This window comes from Chloroflexota bacterium, from assembly GCA_035652535.1.
Taxonomy (GTDB): domain Bacteria; phylum Chloroflexota; class UBA6077; order UBA6077; family SHYK01; genus DASRDP01.
Map to the genome: position 1 here is coordinate 45,689 of DASRDP010000013.1, position 24,389 is coordinate 70,077.

Genomic DNA, 24,389 nt, shown 5'->3' on the forward strand with positions numbered 1-24,389 from the left:
CGCCGCCGCTTCCGCGCCCTGCTATAATGCCCGCGCCTTCGCGCCAGCGCCCTTCCCCAAGCCCGTGCCTCGGGCCATCTGGAGCAGCAATGAAGCCTGCCCGATTCGAATACCACGCACCCGAGTCGGTAGACCAAGCCCTCGGCCTCCTCAACGATCTCCGCGAGGACGACGTGAAGATCCTGGCGGGTGGCCAAAGCCTCATGCCGCTGCTCAACATGCGCCTCGCCCGGCCGCGTCACCTCGTCGACATCAACGGCCTCCGAGAGCTGGCGTACGTGAAGGCGGACACGGCGGGCGGGCTCGCTATCGGCGCCATGACCCGCCACCGTGCCCTTGAGCGCTCGCCCGACGTGGCGCGCGCGGCGCCCCTCCTGGCCGAGGCAGTTCCGCTGATCGGCGATCGACAGATTCGATTTCGCGGGACGATCGGCGGCAGCCTCGCCCACGCCGATCCCGTTGCCGAGATCCCCACCGTGGCCGCCGCGCTCGATGCTGAGCTGGTACTCGCAAGCGCGCACAGGAGGAGGACCGTTCAAGCCGTGGACTTCCCTCTCGGCGTCCTGACGACCGTTTTGGAGCCGAACGAGATGGTCATCGAGATACGAATTCCTCCTCCGTCGCCGGGCACCGGATTCGCCTTCCTCGAGCTGACTCGACAGCACGGCGCATTTGCCATCGTATCGGCTGCCGTTGCGCTGACCCTCGAACGCCGCACGATTGCGGCCAGCCGGATCTGTTTGGGCGGCATCGCGCCGACGCCGCTGCGCGCGTCAAGGGCGGAGACGCTCCTCGTTGGGGCGCAGCCATCTGCCTCGCTCTTCGCCGAGGCCGGGCGGCTGGCGGCGGCCGACAGTGACCCCGAGGGGGACGTGCATGGAAGTGCCGCGTACCGTCGCGAGATGGCGGAGGTTTTTACGCGTCGGGCGCTCCATCTCGCCCGCGATCGAGCCCAGGGTGGAGGCGTTCGATGACCCAGCTCGTGACGTCGGTCCCGCGTGTGCCCGTGCAGCTTCGGGTCAACGGGCTCCTATACGAACGGATCGTCGAGCCGCGAAAGCTGCTCTCCGATTTCATCCGCCAGGATATCGGGCTTACCGGCACCCACGTTGGGTGCGAGCACGGCGTCTGCGGCGCATGCACCGTGGTGGTGAACGGCGAGCCCATCAAGTCGTGCCTCATGCTCGCGGTCCAGGCCCGCGGGGCGGAGATCCTGACCGTCGAGGGCTTGGCGAGGGGCGGAAAGCTCCATCCCGTTCAGGAGGCCTTTCACGAGCACCACGGTCTCCAGTGCGGGTTCTGCACGCCGGGGATGCTCCTCGCGGCGGTAACGCTCCTCGAGGAGAACCCGGACCCGACCGACGAGGAGATCAAGCTCGGGATGGACGGCAACCTTTGCCGCTGCACCGGCTACTACAACATCGTCGACGCCATCCGGGCGGCAGCGAAAGCGCTGCGGTCAACCACCTCGCCCCCCGCGCGCTAGCGTCGCGGCCGGCCCGATAACGTCGCCGGGGATGCCCGCGATCCCGCGCTTCGACCCGCACTCCCACGAAGTGCTCGATCTCCGAGTCATCGCGCGACGGTGATCGGTGGGTCGGCGTACTCGGTCCAACTCACCGGAGGGACGATCCGAATCACCGACGGCGCCTTCGGCTTCTCATCGCCTGGCGTTGGGTCCGGGAGCCCCGTAGAATGCGACAGTTGGAGCCAGCGAAGGAGCGACAGGTGAAGGACTTCCGCACCTTTCTCATCGACTACGAAGAGGCGTTCCCGGACCAGGTCATCCACATTCACCAGGAAGTGAGCGCGCAGTGGGAGGCCGCGGCCATCGCGGTGAAGACGCAGAAAGAGATGCGGGAGCCTCCCGTCCTCGTCTTTCACAAGGTCCGCACTGTCGACGGGGCGCTCTCGCCGTGGCCGGTGGTCATGAACGTGTTCGCCACCCGAAAGCGATGCGCGTACGCGGTCGGGCTGGACTGCGAGCGGCTTGGGCGCGAGATGCACGAACGGCGCGAGGAACGAGTCAAGCCCATCGTGGTCAGCCGAGAAGATGCACCGGTGAAGGAGGTTGTGAAGACCGGCGAAGCCATCAACGTGCGCGAGCTGCCGGGGCTCGTTCACGCCGGATGGGACCCGGGCCCGTACATTCCCATGGGCTTCCTCACGACCTACGATCCGGACTCTGGCATCGACAACTGCGCGCTCCAACGGGGCTGGCTCTACGGCCCACAGGAGATCCGAGTCTTCCCCAACGCCTCGAGCCACAACGCGATGAACCTGAAAAAGTACGAGGACCGGGGTGAGGACATGCGGGTGGCCTACTGGATCGGCCACCATCCGGCTATGTATCTCGGGGCAGGCGTCAAGCTCCGCTATCCCGAGAGTCACTGGGACGCGACCGGCGGGCTCATCGGCGAGCCTCTCCGCCTCGTACCGTCAGAGACGCTGGGCGACGATTTCCTCGTGCCCGCCGACGCTGAGTTCGTGATCGAGGGAGTCATCCCGCGCGGCGAACGGCGGCCTGAGGGACCGTTCGGCGAGTACACCCGGTACTACGGCGGCCAGCGCCTCAACCCCTATATGAGAGTCACCTGCGTGACGCATCGGCGGAACCCGCACTGGTTCTCAGAGATCATCGGCGGCATGGACGAGGGCGCCGGGCTCGGCGCGCTCCGCCGCGAGGGCGCCGTTTATGAAGTCGTGAGCCGCTGCGTTCCGCAGGTGCTCAACGTGTATCGCCCGCCTTCGTCGCCGCCGCACATGTACGTCCAAATGCGCAAGACCCACGATTCGCAGCCCCGCTCGGCCATCCTGGCCACCCTCGCGGCGGCAAACGGGTCGATCAAGCACGTATTCGTGTTCGACGAAGACGTCGACATCTTCGACGAGCAAGAGGTGCTCTGGGCAATCGGCAGCCGCACCGATTGGTCGCGCGACGTCATCGTCGTACCGACCATGCCAGCCACGTCCCTCGACCCCACCGCGACCGGCTACGCGACCGGCACCAGCGCGGGGCTCGACTGCACCAAACCGTGCGCGCCGGCCGTTTACGAGCAGCGAGCGTTCGTGCCGCCCGAGGTTATGAACCGCGTCAACCTGGCAGACTTCCTGCCGCCGGCCGCCCGCCGATAGCAGGCGGCGCTCGCCACTGTCATACTGAAGGGACAAGCCCATCCGTTCCGACGCCTTGCCGCCAAGACGGATGGGGCGGAGAAGGATATGGCGATTGGCAACAAGAAGGATTTTCGCCTGGCCAAGGACGTGCGCCCGTCGCACTACGCGCTCCACTTCGAGCTGGACCTCGAAACCTGGGATGTGAGCGGGCGCGAGCAGATCGACCTCGTCCTCGACCGCCCGTCCCATTCGGTCACGCTCCACAGCGATGGCCTCGACATCACCGCCGTTCGCCTGGCGGGCGGACCCGACTGGACCGGCGTCGAGTACGACGCCGAGGCCGAGACAGCGACCTTGCGCTTCGCCGATGAGATTTCCGCGGGCGAGCATGCCCTCGCCATCGAGTGGCGAGGCGAGATCCGGGACGCGCTGCGCGGCCTTTACCGCGCGACCCACGGTGGTCAGCGCTACGCGTCGACCCAGTTCGAGCCCACGGACGCGCGGCGGGCCTTTCCCTGCTTCGACGAGCCCGAGTTCAAGGCCCGGTTCACCCTGGAGCTGGTGCACGATCCAGCCCTCACGGCCGTCGCCAACGCGCCGATCCAGCGCTCCGAACGGCTCCCGGACGGTCGCCAGCTCACCTGCTTCGCGCCGCTGCCGAAGATCTCGACCTATCTCGTCGCCTTCACCGTTGGCCCCTATGCCAGCACCGACGAGGCGCGCACGCGCACCGGGCTGCCGGTACGCGTGTGGCTGCCGCCAGGGCTCGTGGACAAAGGCACGTACGCCCGCGACAGCCACGTCCGGTCCGTCCAGTGGCTGGAGGAGTACACCGACATCCCCTACCCGTATCAAAAGCTAGACGCCATCGGGGTTCCCGATTTCGAGGCCGGCGCGATGGAGAACCCCGGCGCGATCACCTATCGCACGCAGCTCCTCGCGGCAGACCCATCGACGGCATCGACAGCGGCGTTGAAGCGGACGTTCAGCGTCATCTCCCACGAGCTGACCCACATGTGGTGGGGGGATTTGGTGACGATGGCGTGGTGGAACGATCTCTGGTTGAACGAATCGTTCGCGTCGTTCGTGGGTGAAAAGACCACGGCGGCCCTGAACCCAGACTGGGGGTACGGCCGCGACATCGCTGCCGAGGCCACGCCGGCGTACAACCTCGACCAGCTCGTATCGACCCACCCGATCTCGATGGAAGTCCGCAATGCCGAAGAGGCTGCCCAGCGGTTCGATGCCATCACCTACCTCAAGGGTCAGGCCGTGCTGCGCATGATCGAGAGCTTCATCGGCGAGGAAGCCTTCCGCGACGGCGTACGCGCGTACCTCCGCCGCCACGCCGAGTCGAACGCCACGGCCGACGACTTCTGGCGAGCGCTGGACGAAGCCTCAGGCCGCGACGTCTCGGCTATCGCCAACGCGTGGATCCGCGAGCCGGGCCACCCGCTGGTCTCGTGCACCGTGCAAGCAAGTGGGGATGGGCTGGACGTCGCGCTCCACCAAACGCGGTTCTTCGCCGATCCGGCGGCGCAGCCCACAACGCAGCGGTGGCTCGTCCCCGTCGTCTTCAAATATGGGACGCGCGATGGGATTCACGAACACCGGATCCTCATGGACGGCGAGCGTGCGCGCGTGCAGCTTCCCGGCGCGACCTGGTACCACCCGAACGCCGGCGCCCGTGGCTTCTATCGCTACGCCATGGACGACCGGTCGCTCGAGCTGCTCGCCGGCTCGATTCGCCAGCTCGACGCGGGGGAGCGGCTGATGCTGGTCGACAACCAATGGGCCCTCACCCGCGCCGGCAAGGCGCCCTTGCGCCAGCTTTTCGGGCTCTTCGAGGCGCTGCGAGGCGAGGAGGATCGCGCGGTGCTCGACGCCATCGCCGGCCCCATCGGCTGGCTCTTCACCCACGCGGTCGACGACCAGGACCGCCCCGCCTTCCAGCGCTTCGTACGAGGGTTTTTCACCCCCGTTTTCGAAGCGCTGGGATGGGACCCGCGGCCGTCGGACACCACGGAAGATCGCGAGAAGCGCGCCTCGGCCATCAGCATGCTTGGCCGTGTCGCGGGCGACGCCGAAGTCCTCGCGGAGGCTCGTCGACGCGTAGATGCCCACCTGGACGGTCGCTCGCGGCTCGACCCTGACGTCGCCGCGGCGGCCATTCGCGTTGCCGCGGCGGGTGGCGACGCCAGCCTGTACGAGCGGTTCGTCGAGCGGATGCGCACGTCCGCCGCGTCCGACGCGCAGGAAGAGCAACGTTTCCGTGACGGCCTCACCGCGTTCGAGGCCCCGAGCATCGTCGCGCGCACGGCGGAGGGCTGCTTCACCGGGCTCATTCGCACGCAGGACCTGGGGCTCATGCTCGCGAGCCTCCTCGGGGCTCGGCACGCGCGGGCGACGGCGTGGCCCATCGTGCGAGACCGGTGGGACTCGGACATCGCCCCGCTCGAGGCGCTCCTGAAAGGGCGGATCATCAACGGCATCGCGCAGCTGACGCCGCGGCCGCTGGCGTCCGAAGCGGACGGGTTCCTCCGCGCGAAGGAGGCGTCCGACACCCACGAGATCACGCAGCAAGCGCTGGAGCGGCTGCGGCTGGACTCAGCGTCCGCGGAACGGCTCGCGGCGCAACTGGGCGAGGCTCTCGCGCGGCGTTAGCGGTTGGACCCCGGAGGCGATGAGCCTGCCGCCAGGGTGAATCCTGGTTCGCCAAGCGTCAGGTGGGAACGATTTCTGCCGTCGGATCCAGCGCGCCGACCACGTTGTACGCCGATACGCTCCGGTGAAAGCCCTTCAGCTCGAAGTCGCCCACATGCTCGCAGTTCACGAGCTGTTCCACGTCGGTGAGCACGCGCTGGGTGATCAGAATCTGCCCGGGGCCGGCCTCCGCGCAGAGGCGCGATGCCTGGTTCACCACTGAGCCGATAGCCGTGTAGTCGAAGCGGCCCTCGAAGCCCACCTTGCCCAGGGTGGCGTACCCCATGGCAATGCCCGCGCCGAAACCGAGATCGTATTCGCGCTTGTGCCACGAGGCCGCCAGCGCTTGCAGCTCCCGTCGCATTCCGACGGCCATACGAACGGCCCGCGCGGCGGGATCCGGACAGGGCACTGGATCGTTGAAGAACACCATCAGTCCATCGCCGGCGAAAAATCCCACCGTGCCCTCGAAGAGACGAACCTGCGCCCCCGCCGCCTCGTGGTATTCCCGCAGCACGGCCATCAGCTCCTCCGGCTCCGCGGTCTCGGAGAAGGCGGTGAACCCGCGCAGGTCCGCGAAGACGACGGCGATGTGCCGGCGATGGTCCTCCAAGAGCGATTGGTCATTCGCGCTCATGATCGCTTCGGCTAACGGTGGCGAGAGGAAGCGGCGAAGCTGATTCAGCCGCTCCAGCTCCGTGACTTGCTCGGTCACCCGCTGCTCCAGCGTTCGATTGATCTCGGCCAGCTCCAGGCTCTTCGCCTTGAGCTGGTCCTGATAGTCCTTGACCCGCAGCAACGAGCGGACCCGGGCGAGCAGCTCGGCGCGGTTGAGGGGCTTGACGATGAAGTCATCCGCGCCGGCATCGATCGTGTTCAGCTTCTCCTGCTCGCCGCTGGCCGTGATCATGATGACGGGAAGCAGACGGGTCGTCTCAGCACTGCGCAGCTTCCGACACAGGTCGTACCCGTCCATGATGGGCATGACGATGTCGGTGAGGACCAGGTCGGGCATATCGCTCGTGATACGGTCGAGCGCCTCTCGTCCGTTGGTCGCCGTCGAGATCGCGTAGCCGCGGGGCTCGAGAATCCCCTCCAGCATGCGGATGTTGGCGGGAACGTCGTCGACGATGAGAATCTTCGCCCGAGGTGATTCCGTCTCGGCCATCACGTCATCCGACCGGCCGCGGGCTGCTGCACAGCTCTCGGACCTGAACCGGGAACTCCTTGATGTTCAGCGGCTTCGTGAGATACCCGTCAAAGCCTGCGGAGGCGATCCGCTCCTGCTCGTCCTTCATGGCAAAGGCGGTTAGGGCGACGACCTTGACGTCCGCCGTCGCGCGATCGGCCCTGAGGTGCATGACCGCGGCGATGCCGTTCATCCCCGGGAGCTGGATGTCCATGAGCACCAGATCGGGCAGGTGCCTCCGCGTGAGGGCGATCCCGTCTTCGGCGGTCTCGGCGGCCAGCGTGCGGAAGCCATGCACCTCGAGTGCGTCGCGCGCCAGGCGCACGTTCCGCTCATCGTCGTCGACGATCAAGACGAGGTGCGACCCCGGGTGCGTTTCCCGGGCGACCTCTTTGGTGACATCTCGCGCAAGCGGAGGAGGCTCCACGGCAACCGCTGGCTCGTCCACCGACGCCCGACGGACGAGGGGCAGGGTGAACGAGAACGTGCTGCCTTTGCCGAGCTGGCTTTCCAGCCACATCACGCCCCCATGGAGCTCGACGAAGTGCTTCGCCAGCGGAAGGCCGAGACCGGTCCCCTCGTGCTTGACGTGTGAGGAGGTGCCGACCTGCTGGAATTCTTCAAAGACCCGCGGCTGATCGGCTTCCGCGATTCCCACGCCGGTGTCCCTGACGGAGATCCGGAGATAGTCCCCGTCCGGTTGCGCTTCGACTGTGATGGCCCCGGCGTCCGGAGTGAATTTCACGGCGTTGGAGAGGAGGTTGAACATGATCTGCTTGAACTTGCGCTCGTCGGCCTCGACGAGGTCCACTTGGGGCGAGACGTTCATCGACAGGGTGATGGCGTGGTTGGCGGCGCGCTCGCGCACGATCGACAGCGCGGATTGGAGCGCCTCCACCACCGAAAATGACGTCCGATCCAGCTCCATCTTGCCCGCCTCGACCTTGGCCAGGTCGAGGATGTCGTTGATCAACGCGAGGAGGTGATTTCCCGAGTTCAGCACGTCGCGAAGATAGACTTCTTGCTTCTCATTGAGCTGGCCGAAGCTCTTCTCGAGCAACAGCTCCGAGAATCCAATGATGGCGTTCAGCGGCGTGCGAAGCTCGTGGGACATGTTGGCGAGAAATTCCGACTTGTGCTGGTTCGCCAGCTCGAGCTGGCGGCTCTTTTCGGCGAGGTCCCGCGTGCGGTCCTGCACGCGGCGGTCCAGCTCGTCGCGAGATTGCCGAAGCGCCTCGAGGGAGCGACGCCATCCCGCCTCGGTCGTGCCCATGCGCTGGAGAATCCGCGCGAGGGTGCCGATCTCGTTGGGCCGCTTGGCGAGATCGTTCACGCTGTCAGGCTTGAACGTGTACGCGTCCAGCGCCTCTCCGGCCTTCCCGATTCGGACGACGGGCTCGCTGAGGAACCGGGCCACGAAGAGCGAGACGACGCCGCCGACGATAATCATGAGGACCGTCGGCCCGCCGGCCAGCTCGACCTGGTGGACGAAGGCCGCGGCCACGCGGCCCAGCGAAAGGGTCGCGAGCACGGCCCCCAGCGGCTCCCCTCGGACGCTCAGCAGCGGCGCCGCCGCCTTGACAGTGCCGCCATCGAACCGGCTCACCGGCGCCCGACGCGTGATCGCGTCGTTGAGACTCCGGGCATCCGAGTCGCTCAGGGGGCTGAGGCTCGCCTGTGGCCCGCTCATCGCGGTCGTGGTGGCGTCGGCGTCCACCACGCGAATCGCGGTCACCGCACCGGTCGCCACGACGTTATTCAGGTAGCTCGCCACGTCCGCCTCGTCCGTGAGCTGCGCGACCGCCGCCGACACCACGACGGCGTCCTGCTCGACCTGGGCTCTCGTCCCGTTCCACATGAGGGCGGCCGCGGTGAGCAGCATGGCGACGACCGTGAGCGAGGGGATGGTAATCGCCATTTGGGCTCTAATGCGCACGAAACGTCCTTTCGCAGCGCCGCGCGAGGGGCCGCCGGTCTGGCAGCTGGCTTGGCGGGCGGGCGACGGGTGAGGCTGGCGGCGTCAAACCGTCACCCCTCCTTCCGCACGCTGGTGACTATCGTCGGAACATGCTGCGTCGTTGGCACCGTATTGCGTGGGCAATGTTATTACAAAATCGTAAACACCTCAATTGTCGCGTGACGATAGCATTACGAACTCATGCAATGAGACGTATGTGTGCCATAAGAACGAGTTAAGAACGCAGGCGATACATGTCCGCATCAAGTCTCAGCCCTATGCGCGCCGATATCCTCCGAGCAGCGTCATGCCAAGCCTCTTCCAGAAGCAATCGACGGCTTCGAAGCCGGCATCCCGCAAGAACCCGAGGTGCTCGCCGACCGTGTCCCAGTAGTGGCCAGGCGTGGGCGCGCGGCTCCCCCGATCGGGGTCGGCGTCCACGGGCTCCCCTCTCAGGATCCGCCCCGCGTCGCGGTACCGCGCGCGCAGATACGGGTCGCTCGGGAGGATTCCGTCCAGATTCAAAAAGCAGCCGCCTGGCGTAAGGGCGCCGTAGATCGCCGCGTAAAGCCGCCGCTTCTTTTCGGCCGGCAGGTGGTGGATCGCCCGCGACGACACCACGGCTTCGAACGACGAGCGGAACTCGGCGGGCAGATCTCCATCGATGAAATCCCCGAGCTGGTAGCGAAATCGCTCTCCGTAGGCCGCCATTCGCTCGTTCGCGATATCGCGCATTGGCTCGGAAACGTCCAGCCCGACGGCGCGTGCGTTCGGAAACGCGTCCAGCACCAGGGCGGCGACCGCGCCCTGACCCGTCCCCACGTCCAGGACACGAATGGATCCTTCTCGCGCGAACGGGATCAGGCTCACCATCACCCGAAAGCCGTCCGCCCGCTGCATTGCGTCTCGATCGGTCCGCTCCACGTATTCCCGGGCGAGGGACGGGTCGTTCCACGCGTGGCCGTAGCGTTCCACATAGGCCTGCCCCGTGAGCTGCTGCATCTGAACCTCCGTTCCAGTCCTTTTGGTCGCCGATCATATCCCATGGAGTCCGAACGCGCCGGCGCCGCCGGACACGGTGGTACACTGCGCATGACTCGTCCGTTCGATCCCGGAGGTCAGCCGTGCGCTTCTACATGTTCCACCTCATGCCGTGGCCATACTTGCCCGACGACTTCGGGCAGACGCACGATACCGCCTGGGTGATCTGCGAGAACACCCTCTACGACGCCGAGCGCGGACACGACCTCTACAACCGCTACCTGGACGAGCTCGCGCTGACCGACACCCTCGGCTTCGATGGCGTTTGTGTCAACGAGCACCACCAGAACGCGTACGGCCTGATGCCGTCGCCCAACATCATCGCGGCCTGCCTGAGTCAGCGCACCACCCGCGTCAAGATCGTCATCCTCGGCAACGTGCTCAGCATCTACGACCATCCGCTTCGGGTTGCCGAAGAGGTCGCCATGCTGGATGTGATCAGTGGCGGGCGCGTGGTCTCCGGCCAAGTCGTCGGCACGGGAAACGAGTTCTTCTCTTACAACGTCAACCCCACCTACGCGCGCGAGCGCTACCACGAGGCGCACGACCTGATCCTGAAAGCCTGGGCGGAGCCGGGCCCGTTCGCCTGGGAGGGCAAGCACTACCGGTTCCGGTACGTGAACGTCTGGCCGCGGCCCCTGCAGCGACCACACCCGCCGGTCTGGATTCCGGGCTCGGGCTCCTACGAGACGATCGACTGGGTGGCGAAGCAGCGCTATACGTACATGGTGCTGCCAACCCTCGCGCCGTACGCGCTGCGCGCACGAACGGCCGAGCTGTTTCGGGAGGCGTGCCAGCGTGAGGGCTATACGGCGCGGCACGAGCAGATTGGCTGGGGCGTGGGCATCTACGTCGCGGAGTCGGATGCGCGCGCCGTCGAGGAGTACGAGCCGCACTTCTGGTACTACGCCAAGAACCTGCTCCGAAATCGGGAGACCTTCAATCATCCCCCCGGCCACTCCTCGGTCGCATCCATGCTCGGGCTGCTCGAGGCGCGGCGCAAGGGGCGGCCGGGCAACTTCTCGACGTGGGAGGAGATTCAAAAGGAGGGCTTTGTCATCGTGGGCAGCCCCGCTACTGTCCGTGACCGGATTAAAGAGATCGCCAGCCACACCGGGCTGGGGACGCTCCTCCCCAACTTTTCCGTGGGCAACCAGCCATACGCGATGACGCGCACGAGCATGGAGCTATTCGCCAGCGAGGTCATGCCCGCGCTGCGCGACGTCAACGTCGATACCCCGATCGAGCCCGCGCTGGCACGAGCCACGGCGTGACGGAGGAGACGGTCCGGGAGATCGGCGGCTACTCCACCCGGCTCCTGCAAGCGGGCCTGGGCCCCGACGTCATCTGGCTGCATGACACGCTGGGAAACCTGTGGACGCCTGGCCACGAGGCCCTCTCGCGCGGCGCGCACGTGATCGCGCCGACCCTCCCCGGATTCGACGACTCGACGAATCTCGATGGCATCGATGAGCCCGAGGACGTGGTTTTCTGGCTGCTCGATCTCCTGTCGGAGCTACGGCTCGATCGTCCGGCGGTGCTCGGTTGCGGGCTGGGCGGGTGGATGGCAGCCGAGCTGGCCGTTCGCTACCCGGAGCGCGTCGGCCGCCTGATCCTCGTCGACGCATATGGCCTCCACGTCGACGGTGCGCTGCCGGCAGACGAATTCGCGCTTCCGACTCCTGCGCTTCGCCCGCTCCTGTTCCGTGAGCCAGACGGCGCGCTGGCGCTCCAGTGGCTCCCCAATGTCGTTCCTCCGGAACGCGCGGCGGGCGTTCTCCACGCGCGTGTGGCCGCCGCGCGCCTGGCGTGGCAGTTTCCCTACTCCCCGAAGCTCCGGGGCAGGCTCCGGCGCGCGAATATGCCGTCGCTGATCCTCTGGGGCGCCCACGATGGCCTGGTGTCCACCGCGCACGCCCGCGCCTATGCGGACGAGCTGCCACGCTCGCGCAGCGTCGTGGTTGAGTCCGCGGCCCACTACCCCTACATCGAGGAACCGGACCGCTTCGCCGACGAAGTTCGGCGCTTCATCAGCTAACGGGGCGGGTCCGCGACGGATTCTAGAATCGGTCCCAGTGCACGAACTGTTCGATGGGCTTGCGGGGCTGGGGGTTCTTCGGGCGGGCGCGCCGAACGGCCTCGTCCACGTGACCCACCGCTACGACGGAAAACGACCGTCGGTCGGGTGGGATCCCGAAGTACTCGCGGGCGGCGGCGATCCCGTCCCCTTTCAGCGTGGCGACGGTCGATCCAAGCCCGTGCGCGGCCGCGGCCAGGTTGAGCCGCTCCGCCAGCCGCCCTTCGTCGAAGGCGGCGGCATCGCTGTTGCTGACGATCAAGAACACCGCGGCAGCCGTCGGGGCGGGATTGGCGCCCCATTCCCCCATCTTGCGCTTGGCCTCTGGGTCGCGCACCACGATCACTTCCCAGGGCTGCCGGTTGCTCGCGCTTCCGGTCCAGCGCCCGACCGTGATGATGTCGTCGATGACGGCGTCCGGCACCGGCTCCGGCGTGAACGCCTTCGTCGAGCGGAGGCGCCGCAGGAATTCGATGCGCTCACGGGCTGACTCCGTCATCCCCCATACCTCGATCGATGTCGCACAGACACGAATTCAGTCCCGCTTGTGGTAAACACGGTCGTCCTTCTCGCTGATGCCACCCACCTTGGCTGATATTCGGTACATCACGAGGGGCTCGGAGCCAGAGTTCTCAAACCAGTACATGGTGTTCCGTGGCACCAGCACGGCCTGGGTTCGACCGGCTCGCGCGAGGATCCCATCATCAGCGCCGTGAAAGGTGACCTCTCCTTCGACGACGACCCACACCGCGTCCCCGTCGGTGTGGTGGTGAAGGGCAACTTCTCCGCCCTCGTCCCAGTGGTGAAGCAGGACGCTGAGCAGCTCGCTGCGCGCCAGCCGCTTTACGTTGCGCTCACTGGGATTCCAGTCGGTGTTGACGACCTCAACCGGGCTTTTTGGCACTGGCCTTGCGTTCGATAGCTCCACCACCGGTATTACCTCCAACGGTAACATCCGCAAATTTGTCCCAGCACATTCAACCCGGGACCCGGGGGGCATGTCAACCATCATCGTTCGGTAACCGTTTCTCCGTGGGCACCACGCCCGGCGCGTTGGCTTTCCTGCATCGGGCTCGCCCGTCGTTCGTCTCACCGAGCCTCGCGCTACAATCGCGGAACGCCGTCGGCACACGTCGGCCGGAATGGATCGAGGGAGGCGATGATGACCAGTGCGGAAGAGGAAGCGCGGGAGAAGCTGGCCCAATGCGCGCGGGCCCTCGCCCGGATCGATTGTCTCGGCCTTGGGGGCCACGTCAGTCTCCGGATTCCGAAGAGCGACCTCATCTTGATCACGCCTGGTGGCGGGCTTGACAAGACCCGGCTGCGCGCCGGCGACATGTCGGTCATGGATGCGACCGGCAAGCACGTGGGCGGGCCGTATCCACCACCGCTCGAGTGGCCGATCCATACCGCGGTCCACGCCGCGCGCCCTGAGCTGGACTCCGTCGCGCACCTCCATCCGCACTGGTCGACGATCTTCGGCGTGCTGGACAGACCCATGGACGCGGTCCTGCTCGGGGCGGCGCGCCTCGGCGATCGGATTCCCTGGTTCGAGGTGCCCAAGCTCGTCACGTCGCCGGCGCTCGGCGAAGAGCTGCGAGCGGCGCTCGCCGACGCCCCGGCCGTGCTCATGCGTTGGCACGGAAGCACGGTGGTTGGCGACACCATCGAGGAGATGTTCGAGCGGGCCAGGGTCATCGAAGACAACGCTCGCCTCCTCTGGGAAGCGAGCCTCATCGGAAAGGTCGTGCCCGTGCCTCGATCCATCGGCGGGCCGCAGGTTCGTGGCGCCTCTCGAACCCTCGGCTACTACGCCAATTTGGAGCGCCCCACCGACGATCAGCAATGGATCGGAACCGAGCGGCTCGAACCCTGACTCTGGGGTGATAGAATCGCGCAATCGTCCACAGCGATCGGGAGGAGGACGCGATGCTCGACGATCAGCGACCGGGAACCGTCCATTGGATCGATCACTACGCGGTCGGTACGAACGACCTGGAGCGGTGGGTTGAGTTTCACGAGCGGGTTCTCGGCGCCCGAACGATTCGCCCCAACCGCCCCAACCCGATCAACATCTTTCAGGAGTTCACGGGCGGACGGCACGGCGGATTCGTGCAGCAGGCGACGCTTCCTCCGAGCGCCGGTCCCGGCAAGGGGCTGCCGCGCTACGGCTTTTTCGTCCGACAGGCGGACATCGACGAGCATCTGCGGCGTCTCGACGACTGCCGCGCGGCGCATACCGGCGCCATTCGCACGTCCAGCGACGGGGAAGAGGGGATCGCCGTCTACTGGGAAGACCCAGACGGGAATCAGTTCGAATTCTGGGCCCCGAACACCCTGCCGGAGGGCGCCATGGACGGCTGCGGACCGCTGAAGATCGGCCGCATCAGCCACGGGGTGTTCGAGTCACGCGACCTCCAGCGCACCGCCGCGTTCTTCGATAAATACTGCGCCCTCGAGCCGATGTCGAGCGCCGATCTGGCTCCCGATACCCTGGTGCTGCCCCTGGCCGCGGGCGGTCGGCTGGTATTTAAGAAGACCGACATGCCTGGGGAGCGCACGACTGGCCGTGGGATCCTGCGCGACGTTCACACGGCTCTAGTGCTCCGGCCCGAGGACTTCTGGCCGGCCTACGAGCGCATGTGGGCAGACTTGCCCGAGTGGGACTTCGACGCCGAGCGCGACGGGGTGTTCGCTGGCGACTGGCAGAGCCTTCCCGCGCGCACAGCCGTCCATCCGAGTCCTGCCGGGCGAGCGTGGCACGCCGCGTACGGCCGGGGTGACGACTGGTACGATCCGGACACCAACCTGTTCCACTTCTTCGGGGGAACGCCCATCGACGGAAGCATGGCCCGATACGAGCCGCATTCCATCGAGGACTATGCGCAGGAGTACCTCGAGGCTCACGGCTTGCGCTACGACAAGCCCAAGTATTAGCGGGTCAGCTCGAGGTGGCGGCGGGGGGAAAAGCCCCGGCTACTAGATTGTGCCCGAGAAGTGGCCCACTAGCGGTGCGACGCCGGCGGGCCGAGTTGAATGACCTCGCCCTCCGCGGGAGGACGTGCTAACCGCGCTTCGTCGGAGCAGGCGGGCCACAGATCGCGCAGCTCGCCGGCGAGCCGATCGGCATAGCCGCGCAGGGACTCGACGAATCGAAGTGTGACATCCGTCCGGTCTGGACTCTGGCCACGGACCTCGTACGTCACGAGGGGCCAGGCGGCGGCGTTTTGCCCATCCCCCCGTCGCGCCGCGTACCATCCCGAGAACCATGGGGTCGCATAACGCCGGGTTCCCGGCGGCGACGCGTGGCGGAACACCACGACCATGTTGGCGTCCGGAGGCGACGGGCGCCGGCCCCACACGGTGAAATCAAGCCATTCCAGGACGTACTGCTCGCGCCCGCCGAGAGAGACCTCGATGTGACCATCTGACGAATCGGCCATCGGCGTGTTCCTAGACAACCGGGTAACAACGTTACAAAAACGTACGCTTTGCGCTTTCTCCCTTATTCTAGCATTACAAATTCCTGAAACGAGAAGAGTGGCGTGCACCGCGCTGCATTGAGCGACGCGTTATGCTGCGATCCGGCACGAGCAATTAGCACGCTTCATCCGCCTGCGGCGCCAACACTTGCGCGGACTCGGGTGCGTCCGTCACCTGTTGCTCGGCCAAGCGCATCTCGTGGTACTGCTGGGCCCTCGCCACCAGGTCGGCGTAACCGTACGTCCGCGACATCTCGCCGCCTTTCACAGACGCCTTCACGGAGAACCCCTCCGCGTCCTCGCGGATACTCACGTTGGTGGCCTTCATCTCGTCCAGGTCGCGGCCCAGCGTCCGCAGCAGCTCCGCTGGGCTGAACCGATGCATGCTGTTCTCGATGCCGCGGTGCATGGCCGCGGCCTTTCGCAGTGCCCAGACGTCCTGCGGCTGGTACCGCTTGTCCATCCGGTGTCCGTGGCGATCCGTCCACGTGAGCTGGAGATGCAGCTCTCGGTCCTGGATCCGCACGTTGAGGGCCCGGATCTCCTCCAGGAATCGCCCGAGGGCCCGTAACGTATCCGAGTAGTCGCCTGGAGCGAGCATTCCACAGCCCCCAATTTGACCTGGCGCGTGAGGATGGTACACGAAGGCGTGACCCGGCCGCAGCGCAGCGCTCTGGCAATCGGACCCTGCTCAGCGGGTCGACGCTGGACTGGGCGCCCTCCGTTGCATAGCCATGTGCGCGGCCAACGCGATGAGGAGCGCCGCCTCGATCGCCTTCGAAGCATATCCGAGCCCCCTGGGGTTGGGAAGGCCGTAGACGACCCAGCCGACGATCGCGGCGGCCGCGAAGAGCGCCAGCCCCGCGTCGACCACCCACGCCCATGGGCGCGGGTGGCGAGCGGTGATCAGGACCGCTCCAACCAGGATGACATAGCCGATCGCGTTCAAAACGAAGAGCTGGTTGAGCGGCAGGAACAGCCTGGGCGGGGGCCCGGGCACCGGGCCGAAGAGGTTACCCCTGAACAGGATGAAATCGAGCGCGAAATGAAGCACGCCGTCGGCCAGCGCGAGCGCGACGATGACCCACATCAACAAGCGCGATTGGTCGGGGGAGGGTGAGGTGCGCACGGGACCGGGCTCCGAAGATGGTCGAGTATGGCCGTCCCGGAAATTTTCTCAAACGCGTAGCCTACTGTCAGGTCGCCGAACGGTTAAAGCCCCTCACGACTTCTGTTCAAACGCTGGCGGATGGCCGAACGTATGCTCGTAGTCTCGCTGCAGCTCATCAGGAATGAAGCGCTGCTCGATCTCGCGGACGAAATCGGCGTTTACGAGCTTCGAGGACGATGCGGGACCCCAACGACTAGATCGAAACTGTTTGGCCCAATCGTCGATGGCGGGGGATCCGCGCTCCTTCAAGTCGTTCAGGACCTGCCACGCGGCCTGAACAGCGGCGGTTGCCGCGATCGTCGGATACAGCGCGATTCGCGCGCCAAGGGACCGGAGCTCCTCGGTGTTCGGTCCTGGCTGTGGTCCACCCCATAGCGGAAGCACCGGGGCCGGAATCCGCTGGCAGGCCTCGCGCAGCTCATCACGCGTGGTAACGTTGTTCAGCCATACGAAATCAGCGCCCCCGTCGGTGACGTAGGCGATCGACCGATCGAGGGCCTCGGAAAAGTTTCCGCCCTCGGACCCCATCACGTCGCACCGAGCGCAGATGACGAAATCCGGATCGATCTCGTTCTTGGCCGCGACCGCCGCTTGAATCTTGCCAATCGCCTCTTGTTTGGAGATGCAGCGTCGACCCGAGACCGTGCCGGACTTCTTCGGCGCCTCCTGGTCCTCGATGTTGACCGCAGCCACGCCTGCCCGCACAAACTCCTGAACCGCGTAGTAGACGTTCACGGCGTTGCCGTAACCCGTGTCGGCGTCGACCTGGATCGGAATCGTGCATCGAGCCGCTACGTGCCGCGCGTGGTCCACCATGTCGCGAAGGCCGATGATACCGACGTCCGGCACGCCGTAGAGAAAGCCAGACGTCTGCGAGCCGGCGATGAAATACGCTTCGAAGCCAACGACCTCGGCCATCTTGGCGAGAAGTGGGCTGAAGCCGCCGGGCATGACAAACAGCTCGGGCCGATTGATGCGCTCGCGAAAGCGAGTCGTCGCCTTCGTCGCCACTCGCTTCTCCTTCCAGGGACGGGATGTTCCATATCCGGGACGCAGAAGATGGGCAATTGTAGCCCGTTCGGTCGGACGGGAGGCTTTCGGTCGGATGAGGACGGCGGCGCGCCGCCGCCCTCCGGCGCCGGAAACGCTGGACCGGCCGAATCGCAAGCCAGTACAGTCACGCGAGTTGGTGCGGGCGGACTCAATCACGCCGTCGGCAATGCGCGCGGAAGTCGCCCGCGAGCGGAGGTGGAGCTTGGCAGGCGCCCCAGAATACTCGGACGTGCTTCGAGCACTGGGCCGCTTTCTGGACGAGGTCCAAGCCTTTGGCATCGAGATCGTCGACGAGGGCGATGAATGGATCGTGGCTTGGAACGGGCCGGGGCTCCAGAGGCTCGAGCGCTTCCACTTGGAGGCCCTCCGGGAAGTCGCCCGGATGAACCGGGGGCTTGAGGGGGACATCCCCCGCTTTACGACGTCGCAGATGCTTCGCGTGCTGGGGACCGTGCTCGAAGACCTGCGCGCCACCCAGTTCTCGATCAAAGAGATCGAGGATGGGTATCGACTGAGCGCGCTCGTCGACGGGAAACAGGTCGTCCAGGCCTATACCCTCGATCAGCTCCAGCTGCTGGCCGCGGAGCGCCTGCAGCAGCGTTGAGAGCGGTCAGTCGACGATGGCGGTTGACACGGCCGGCCGCTCCACAAAGGTCTCATCGGCGCCAAAGGTACGGCGAAGCGGTACGTCTCGCAGCAGGAAGGATAGCGCGGTCGCGATGGCCAGCACGACCGCCCCGGTTAGGAATACGTGCTGCAGCGAGGTGGCGAGGGCAAACCGGATCGCCTCCAGCACCGTATCCGTCAAATTCGGCCCCGATGGCCCCAGCTGATCGAGGACCCCGTGGAGCTCCCGCGCCGCTCCAGGGTTGAGGAGCGCCTCGGGGTTGCTGAATATCGCGGCCTGGGACCCTCCGAGCGCTGAACGAACCTCGGGCGGGAGCGCCTGGGCCAGGGCGGGCGCGTAACCGTTCGCCAGCATGCTGCCCAGGAGCGCAGCGAACACCGTGGCTCCGATGGACCGCAGGAATTGCACCAGCGCGGTCGCGACGCCGATTTGGTGAAGGCCGACGGCGTTCTGCGCCGCGAGGTTGAAGCACGGGAAGGTCGCGCCGACGCCAGCCCCAAGAATCACCATGTTGCGCACGACGACTCCGTAGTCCGTATCCACGCCCATCGCACTCAGGAGGTACATCCCCACGGTGGCTGCGACAATGCCGCCGATCGCCACCGACTTGTAGCGTCCGACCCGGCCAATGACCTGCCCGCAGACGACGCTGGAAACGACCATCGCTACCATCATCGGGGCCAGAACAGTTCCGCTCTGGGAGGCCGACGTGCCGATGACGGCCTGAATGAACAGAGGTACGAAGAGGGACGCGGCGAAGCTCCCCGCCATCGAGAGGCAGGCCAGAACCGAGCAGACGGTCACCTCCCGATTTCTGAAGAGGTCCAACGGCAAGATCGGCTCCGGGGCATGGCGTTCCGCCGCGATGAACGCCGCCAGCGTTGCCGACGCGACGGCGAAGAGCCCCGCGATGACCGGGGAAGACCACGGGTAGTCTCGTCCGCCCCAGGTCAGCGCGAGCATCAACGAGACCACGCTCGCAATGAGGAGCGCTGCGCCGAGATAGTCCAGGGAGTGCCGCCGTCCCGCCATGCGCGCGTCCGTGAAGGCGGACCAGAGGACGGCGATGGCAATCGCCCCGACCGGCACGTTGACGTAGAAGACCGATCGCCAGGTGAAGGCGTCGGTAAGGTAGCCGCCGAGGAGCGGGCCAGCGATGCTGGCCACGCCAAACGTCGCGCTGAAAATCCCCTGGACTTTCGCTCGCTGCGCGGGTGGGAAGAGGGCCGACGCCACTGCCATGGTGACGGCGAACAGGATGCCCCCACCGATTCCCTGGAGCCCCCGAAATATCGCGAGCTGCGTCATGTCCTGCGAGAGGCCGCAAAACATGGAGGTCACCACGAAGAACGTCGCGCCCCCGACGAGAAATCGCTTGCTGCCGTACATGTCCGACAGCCGTCCCACGATCGGCACCACCGCGGTGCTGGTCAGCAGGTACGCGGTCGTCGCCCAGGCGTAGTGGTCGAAGCCCTGCAGGTCGGCCACGATGCGCGGCATCGCCGTGCCGACGATCGTTTGATCGAGGGCCGCGAGGAGGATCGTGACCATCAGGCCCGCCATCGTCGCGTAGACCTGTGGCCGGGAGAGATTCTGATACGGGTTCTGAATCAACGTCGCTGCACAGGAAATGAAAATCGCCGGTCCGGGAAGCGAGGCCGCGTCAGGCTCGAATCCAGACCGACGTTGGAAAGGCAGTCAGCACGATGCGTCAGTCAACGCAACACGCAAGAACTGTACCGATCCGTGGAGGCGCGTGTCAAAGCTACGAGAGCAGCGCGGCGATGAGCCCCGCGTAGAAGATGCCGTCGTGCACGCCGGCGCCGCCAATACTGAGAAGCCGCACGTCAAATCGCTCGAGATCACGAAGGTGCAGGAGGTCCGCGCCGATCAGGGTTCCCAAGGTCCCGCTGATGTACGCGACAGGCGGCGCTACGCTCGGGGCCGCGATCATCGCCAGCACCGCCGCCGCGACGGGCGGCACGAAGGCGGGGACGACAATGCCGACGGGCCACGCCGGACGCGCCAGGGCATAGCACAGCGCCGCCACACCCGCGGTCGCCAGGAGCGCTGAGCCCAGTGGGACGCGCGGGAGCAGGTAGGCGCACATGATGAGGGGAATCACGGCGCCTCCCAGATTGATGGCGATCACCTGCTCCTGAACGACCGGCGGCTGGTAGAAGAACAACCGATAGGGGATAGGGGCGCCGCCCCACGCGCGTCGGCTCGCCATGGCCCACGGCCACACCGACGTCCCGACGTTCCGAGCCACCGGTCTCCGCCAGACCGGAATGTTGAACCAGCCACCCAGGAGCGATCCGAGGTACACGAGGAGCGCGCCACTGGGGGAGAGGCCGAGCTTGGCGAAGGAGATGGTGATGACCTGGAGAAAGAGGAAGGCGATGAGAAAGGGCAGGAGCAGCGCCGCGGCGACGATCCACCGCCAGTTCATCGACATCCCCCTCCGGTAACCGTTATACGCCCACTGGGAACTTTCGACACCGGTCCGTCGTCTCTGTTGCTGATGGGCTCGCCGAACGAGTCCACGGAAAGGAGACGACATGCGTCACGTCGGAACACTCGTCGCAACCGCTATCGCGTTGATCACGTCCTTCGCCGCGACTGTCGCCCCGACCCTTGCGTGCGCCGGCCTGATCGGCTCGAACGGGGCCGTTAACCTCGGCCGCACGACTACCCTCGCAGCCTACCACGATGGGGTGGAGCATTACGTCACGGCGTTCGAGTTTCTGGGCGGCGGCGGGCAATTCGGCACGCTGATCCCCCTGCCGGGCATCCCCTCCAGCGTGGAGAAGGGTGGATCGTGGACCCTCCAGCGGCTGGCGCTGGAGACGGCCCCGCGGCGCCGCGCGTTCGATGCCGCGCTCGAGGCGGCGCCGGCCGCGTCGGGCGTGCAGGTACTCCTCGAGACCCGCGTCGACGCGCTCGATCTCACCGTCCTCAAGGGCGGCGCGCGGGATGTCGCGGCTTGGGCCATCGACCACGGGTTCAGCCTCTCCCCAGACGCTCCAGAGGTTCTGGACTTTTACGCGCGAAGGAGCCCGATCTTCCTCGCCGCTGTGTTCGATGGCGACGCGGCCGCGGCCCGCGGCCAGCGCGTGGGCGACGGGACGCCGGTCCAAATCACCATCCCAACGCCGAACCCATGGGTTCCGCTGCGCATCCTGGGACTCGGCAAACAGCCGAGCGACCGCGTGGACGCGGACGTATTTCTGCTCACCGACGATCGCCCAGCGCTCCTCCCCGTAGACGGAAGCACGCTGCGCCTCGAACACGACGCGGTCGCTTCCCAGCAACTGCTCGACGACCTGCGATCGGATGAGCGGATGGAATGGGTCCCCACGTCGGCCTGGCTCACGAAGCTGCGTGTCGATTCCCGAGTTTCCGACCTCACGTACGATCTCGCCGTCGACGCGACGGGCCAGGGATCGCCGTCCCGCCACGCGGCGGGCCTGGACCTGGCGCCCCGGCCGGCTCCGGCGCTGCTGGAGGGACTGATGGACGCTCCCAGCCTGCCGCTCATCTTCTTCGCCGCCGCGCCTGCCGCGCTCGCCATCTGGCGCCGCCGAGGGGCGCGGTGACGCCTCGCCGCTGGATTGGCGCGCTGCTGCTCACGGTCCTCGTGGGCGGCTGCGCGCCAACCCGCGCGCCGACCGACCAAGTTACCATCACGTTCCACTTCTCGCATTTCACGCCGGATCGTGTCACCGTACCGGCTGGAGTACCGGTCTCGTTCACCCTCGAGAACGACGACCCGATCGCCCATGAATGGATCGTCGGCCCGCCGGCGCTTCACCAGGTCCACAGAACGGGCACCGAGGCCTGGCATGCGGGTCGGCCCAACGAGGTGAGCCTCGCGCCATTCTCCACGCGAGCCACCACTGTCGTTTTCGACCAGCTCGGCGAAATCGACTACATCTGCCATCTCCCGGGCCACGAGGAATACGGGATGAAGGGTACCGTCACGGTGGTACCCAATGACGGGAGGTTCGCCACGCGCTGATCGACGGCGAATCGAAGGGAGCCACTCCTGCTCGCCAGCTCCCCGCCTCGCTATACTGGGGACGATCCCAAGGAGGCGATTGGCGCGCGTGAAGTGCGTTGAGTGAGTGGCTTCTGATACCGATCGGCGTAGCCGTGGGCGCCTACGGAACGCTGATTGGTGCGGGCGGCGGTTTCGTTCTCGTCCCGGTCCTCTTGTTCCTCTACCCCCAGGCGAAGCCATCGACGATCACGTCGATCTCGCTCGCGGTTGTGTTTTTCAATGCGACGTCGGGCTCAGTCGCCTACGGTCGTCAACGGCGCATTGACTTCCGCACCGGGATCGTCTTCGCGGCCGCGACGGTGCCGGGCGCGGTCCTGGGCGCCATCGTCGTGGGGTATATCCCTCGGGGGATTTTCGACGTCTTGTTCGGCATCGTCCTGGTCGTGCTGGCTCTTATCATCATCATGCGACCCGTCGCGCGGCCCGCGGATCAACCTCGACGGCCCAACGGCAGCGTGACGCGCGTCATCACCGACGCCACGGGGACGCGCCATGAGTACTCGTTCAACATTGCGCTGGGCGTCGCCCTCTCGGTCGGCGTCGGGTTCCTCTCGAGTCTGCTCGGCATCGGGGGTGGCATCATCCACGTGCCGGCGATGGTGCTGCTCCTGAATTTCCCCGCCCACATCGCCACTGCCACGAGCCACTTCGTGCTGGCGATCATGTCGCTTGCCGGCAGCATCGTTCACCTCATCGCGGGAGAGCTGGCGCCTGGCTCCGGGCTGATGCGCGCGCTCTTCCTGGCGATCGGCGTGATTCCGGGCGCTCAGGTCGGCGCGGTCCTCTCGCACCGCGTGCACGGGACCTGGATCATCCGGCTCCTCGGCGTCGCGCTCCTGCTGGTGGGGGTCCGACTCCTCGGAACGGTGTTCGTCTGAGACGGGCTGGACGCATAATAGGTCCCCGAACACCGGTCACCGGCGACCGGGCGCGGGCTCACCACAACGGGGAAGGAGCAAGCCGTGATCTTCGAGATTCGCACGTACAACCTCAGGCCTGGCGCGGTCGCCGAATACGAATCGCGGTTTGGCGCGGCATACCCGTCTCGAGAAGGATACTCGCGGCTCTACGGCTTCTGGCACACTGAGATCGGGCCGCTGAACCAGGTCGTCCACATCTGGCCGTACGAGAGCTTGCAGCATCGAGCCGACGTGCGCGCGGCCGCTGCCAAGGATCCGAGTGGCAAATGGCCGCCGCCCCCGGGCGATCTGATCTTGAGCCAGGAGTCCGACATCCTCGTGCCCATCAGCACGATGGCGCCTTTGGAGGGCGCGCAAGCCCTGGGGACCGTGTACGAGCTGCGGATGTACACCTATCCGGCGGGGGAGGTCGCGAAAGTCGGCCGGACGTTCGCCGAGAAGTACGAGGCGCGGAACGCCCTGTACCCGGTGGCGGGAATCTGGACGAGCGATCTCGGAAACCTGAACCGTCTCTATCAGCTTTTCCCCTACAAGAGCTGGGCGCACCGGGAAGAGGTACGCGCAGAGGCCCGGACGAAGGGAATCTGGCCACCCGAGGCCGAGGCCCGTCCGATAACCCAGCTCGTGCGCCATATGGCGCCAGCGGCGTTTTCACCCCTTCACTAAGGACGGAGCCAACTCCCAAACGGACGAGTGAGCGAATGCCGATCGACGTGCCCCAGCGCGACCGCTGCCCGTTCTGCAACTTCGTCGTCGACCTTTCGCGTTTTGCCGTCGTGGAGGAGATGCCCGATACGCTGGCATTTCTGCCACCGCGTCAGTCAGGCAGGGGCCACGTGCTGGTGATCCCGAAGCGGCACGCGCCGACGATCCTGGACCTGGCCCATGCTGAGGCGCTGGCCATCATGCAGCACGTCCACCGCGTTGCGAACGCCCTTGCGCGCGCCTTCGATCCGGCCGGGCTCAACGTCTTCCAGAACAATGGAGT

Annotated in this window: 25 protein-coding genes; 14 read left to right on the forward strand and 11 right to left on the reverse strand. The window is 66.3% G+C overall.

The window, feature by feature from the left end; all coding sequences use genetic code 11:
• Window positions 1–89 precede the first annotated feature (89 nt).
• The 4 genes from VFC51_02245 (at window position 90) to VFC51_02260 (ending at window position 5,781) form a co-directional block, all read left to right on the forward strand.
• Complete coding sequence (locus tag VFC51_02245; protein ID HZT05823.1) at window positions 90–974, forward strand: xanthine dehydrogenase family protein subunit M; 885 nt, start codon at window positions 90–92, stop codon at window positions 972–974.
• A complete protein-coding gene (locus tag VFC51_02250) occupies window positions 971–1,486 on the forward strand; it encodes a (2Fe-2S)-binding protein (GenBank protein ID HZT05824.1) in 516 nt (171 codons plus the stop codon). The genes VFC51_02245 and VFC51_02250 overlap by 4 nt, the downstream gene beginning before the upstream one ends.
• A 209-nt stretch (window positions 1,487–1,695) precedes the next feature.
• Window positions 1,696–3,135 (forward strand): UbiD family decarboxylase, encoded by a 1,440-nt coding sequence (locus tag VFC51_02255; protein HZT05825.1) that lies wholly within the window; start codon window positions 1,696–1,698, stop codon window positions 3,133–3,135.
• An 87-nt stretch (window positions 3,136–3,222) separates the two neighbouring features.
• Complete coding sequence (locus VFC51_02260) at window positions 3,223–5,781, forward strand: M1 family aminopeptidase (GenBank protein ID HZT05826.1); 2,559 nt, start codon at window positions 3,223–3,225, stop codon at window positions 5,779–5,781.
• A gap of 58 nt (window positions 5,782–5,839) precedes the next feature.
• Here the strand turns inward: VFC51_02260 and VFC51_02265 are convergent, their stop codons facing one another.
• From VFC51_02265 to VFC51_02275, 3 genes are all read right to left on the reverse strand, one after another.
• Window positions 5,840–6,988, reverse strand: coding sequence for a response regulator (locus VFC51_02265; GenBank protein HZT05827.1), 1,149 nt, complete (start codon window positions 6,986–6,988; stop codon window positions 5,840–5,842).
• Window positions 6,989–6,992: 4 nt separating this feature from the next.
• On the reverse strand, window positions 6,993–8,927 hold the full coding sequence (locus VFC51_02270) for an ATP-binding protein (GenBank protein HZT05828.1): 1,935 nt from the start codon (window positions 8,925–8,927) through the stop codon (window positions 6,993–6,995).
• A 315-nt stretch (window positions 8,928–9,242) separates the two neighbouring features.
• Window positions 9,243–9,968, reverse strand: coding sequence for a class I SAM-dependent methyltransferase (locus tag VFC51_02275; protein ID HZT05829.1), 726 nt, complete (start codon window positions 9,966–9,968; stop codon window positions 9,243–9,245).
• Window positions 9,969–10,090: 122 nt separating this feature from the next.
• Between VFC51_02275 and VFC51_02280 the strand changes: the two genes are divergently transcribed.
• Window positions 10,091–11,281 carry an LLM class flavin-dependent oxidoreductase gene (locus tag VFC51_02280; GenBank protein ID HZT05830.1) on the forward strand — a complete coding sequence of 397 codons (1,191 nt, stop codon included), beginning with the start codon at window positions 10,091–10,093 and terminating at the stop codon, window positions 11,279–11,281.
• Window positions 11,278–12,045 (forward strand): alpha/beta hydrolase, encoded by a 768-nt coding sequence (locus VFC51_02285; GenBank protein ID HZT05831.1) that lies wholly within the window; start codon window positions 11,278–11,280, stop codon window positions 12,043–12,045. Before VFC51_02280 ends, VFC51_02285 begins: the two co-directional genes overlap by 4 nt.
• A gap of 22 nt (window positions 12,046–12,067) precedes the next feature.
• On the opposite strand, the gene VFC51_02290 is transcribed toward VFC51_02285, so the two are convergent.
• Both VFC51_02290 and VFC51_02295 read right to left on the reverse strand, forming a co-directional pair.
• Complete coding sequence (locus tag VFC51_02290) at window positions 12,068–12,583, reverse strand: nitroreductase family protein (GenBank protein HZT05832.1); 516 nt, start codon at window positions 12,581–12,583, stop codon at window positions 12,068–12,070.
• A 36-nt stretch (window positions 12,584–12,619) separates the two neighbouring features.
• Window positions 12,620–13,030: a cupin domain-containing protein gene (locus VFC51_02295; protein ID HZT05833.1), complete on the reverse strand. Its 411-nt coding sequence runs from the start codon at window positions 13,028–13,030 to the stop codon at window positions 12,620–12,622.
• Window positions 13,031–13,246: 216 nt separating this feature from the next.
• On the opposite strand from VFC51_02295, the gene VFC51_02300 reads away from it, so the two are divergent.
• On the forward strand, window positions 13,247–13,960 hold the full coding sequence (locus tag VFC51_02300; GenBank protein HZT05834.1) for a class II aldolase/adducin family protein: 714 nt from the start codon (window positions 13,247–13,249) through the stop codon (window positions 13,958–13,960).
• Window positions 13,961–14,013: 53 nt separating this feature from the next.
• Window positions 14,014–15,021 (forward strand): VOC family protein, encoded by a 1,008-nt coding sequence (locus tag VFC51_02305; protein HZT05835.1) that lies wholly within the window; start codon window positions 14,014–14,016, stop codon window positions 15,019–15,021.
• Window positions 15,022–15,089: 68 nt separating this feature from the next.
• On the opposite strand, the gene VFC51_02310 is transcribed toward VFC51_02305, so the two are convergent.
• The 4 genes from VFC51_02310 to VFC51_02325 all read right to left on the reverse strand — a co-directional run bounded on the left by VFC51_02310 (window position 15,090) and on the right by VFC51_02325 (window position 17,748).
• A complete protein-coding gene (locus VFC51_02310) occupies window positions 15,090–15,527 on the reverse strand; it encodes a hypothetical protein (protein HZT05836.1) in 438 nt (145 codons plus the stop codon).
• A gap of 154 nt (window positions 15,528–15,681) precedes the next feature.
• Window positions 15,682–16,167, reverse strand: coding sequence for a hypothetical protein (locus VFC51_02315; GenBank protein ID HZT05837.1), 486 nt, complete (start codon window positions 16,165–16,167; stop codon window positions 15,682–15,684).
• Between the two features lie 90 nt (window positions 16,168–16,257).
• Complete coding sequence (locus VFC51_02320; protein HZT05838.1) at window positions 16,258–16,695, reverse strand: hypothetical protein; 438 nt, start codon at window positions 16,693–16,695, stop codon at window positions 16,258–16,260.
• 93 nt (window positions 16,696–16,788) lie between these two features.
• Window positions 16,789–17,748, reverse strand: coding sequence for an isocitrate lyase/PEP mutase family protein (locus VFC51_02325; protein HZT05839.1), 960 nt, complete (start codon window positions 17,746–17,748; stop codon window positions 16,789–16,791).
• 244 nt (window positions 17,749–17,992) lie between these two features.
• On the opposite strand from VFC51_02325, the gene VFC51_02330 reads away from it, so the two are divergent.
• Window positions 17,993–18,394 carry a hypothetical protein gene (locus VFC51_02330; GenBank protein ID HZT05840.1) on the forward strand — a complete coding sequence of 134 codons (402 nt, stop codon included), beginning with the start codon at window positions 17,993–17,995 and terminating at the stop codon, window positions 18,392–18,394.
• A 6-nt stretch (window positions 18,395–18,400) separates the two neighbouring features.
• Here the strand turns inward: VFC51_02330 and VFC51_02335 are convergent, their stop codons facing one another.
• Complete coding sequence (locus VFC51_02335; GenBank protein HZT05841.1) at window positions 18,401–20,032, reverse strand: MDR family MFS transporter; 1,632 nt, start codon at window positions 20,030–20,032, stop codon at window positions 18,401–18,403.
• Window positions 20,033–20,183: 151 nt separating this feature from the next.
• Complete coding sequence (locus tag VFC51_02340; protein ID HZT05842.1) at window positions 20,184–20,870, reverse strand: DUF1614 domain-containing protein; 687 nt, start codon at window positions 20,868–20,870, stop codon at window positions 20,184–20,186.
• Window positions 20,871–20,979: 109 nt separating this feature from the next.
• Between VFC51_02340 and VFC51_02345 the strand changes: the two genes are divergently transcribed.
• From VFC51_02345 to VFC51_02365, 5 genes are all read left to right on the forward strand, one after another.
• Window positions 20,980–22,017: a DUF2330 domain-containing protein gene (locus VFC51_02345; GenBank protein ID HZT05843.1), complete on the forward strand. Its 1,038-nt coding sequence runs from the start codon at window positions 20,980–20,982 to the stop codon at window positions 22,015–22,017.
• Window positions 22,014–22,439, forward strand: coding sequence for a cupredoxin domain-containing protein (locus VFC51_02350; protein ID HZT05844.1), 426 nt, complete (start codon window positions 22,014–22,016; stop codon window positions 22,437–22,439). The genes VFC51_02345 and VFC51_02350 overlap by 4 nt, the downstream gene beginning before the upstream one ends.
• Before the next feature lie 98 nt (window positions 22,440–22,537).
• Window positions 22,538–23,359 (forward strand): sulfite exporter TauE/SafE family protein, encoded by an 822-nt coding sequence (locus tag VFC51_02355; GenBank protein ID HZT05845.1) that lies wholly within the window; start codon window positions 22,538–22,540, stop codon window positions 23,357–23,359.
• A gap of 84 nt (window positions 23,360–23,443) precedes the next feature.
• On the forward strand, window positions 23,444–24,067 hold the full coding sequence (locus tag VFC51_02360) for an NIPSNAP family protein (GenBank protein HZT05846.1): 624 nt from the start codon (window positions 23,444–23,446) through the stop codon (window positions 24,065–24,067).
• A gap of 35 nt (window positions 24,068–24,102) precedes the next feature.
• On the forward strand, window positions 24,103–24,389 hold a 287-nt coding region (locus tag VFC51_02365; protein ID HZT05847.1), incomplete at its 3' end, for an HIT domain-containing protein.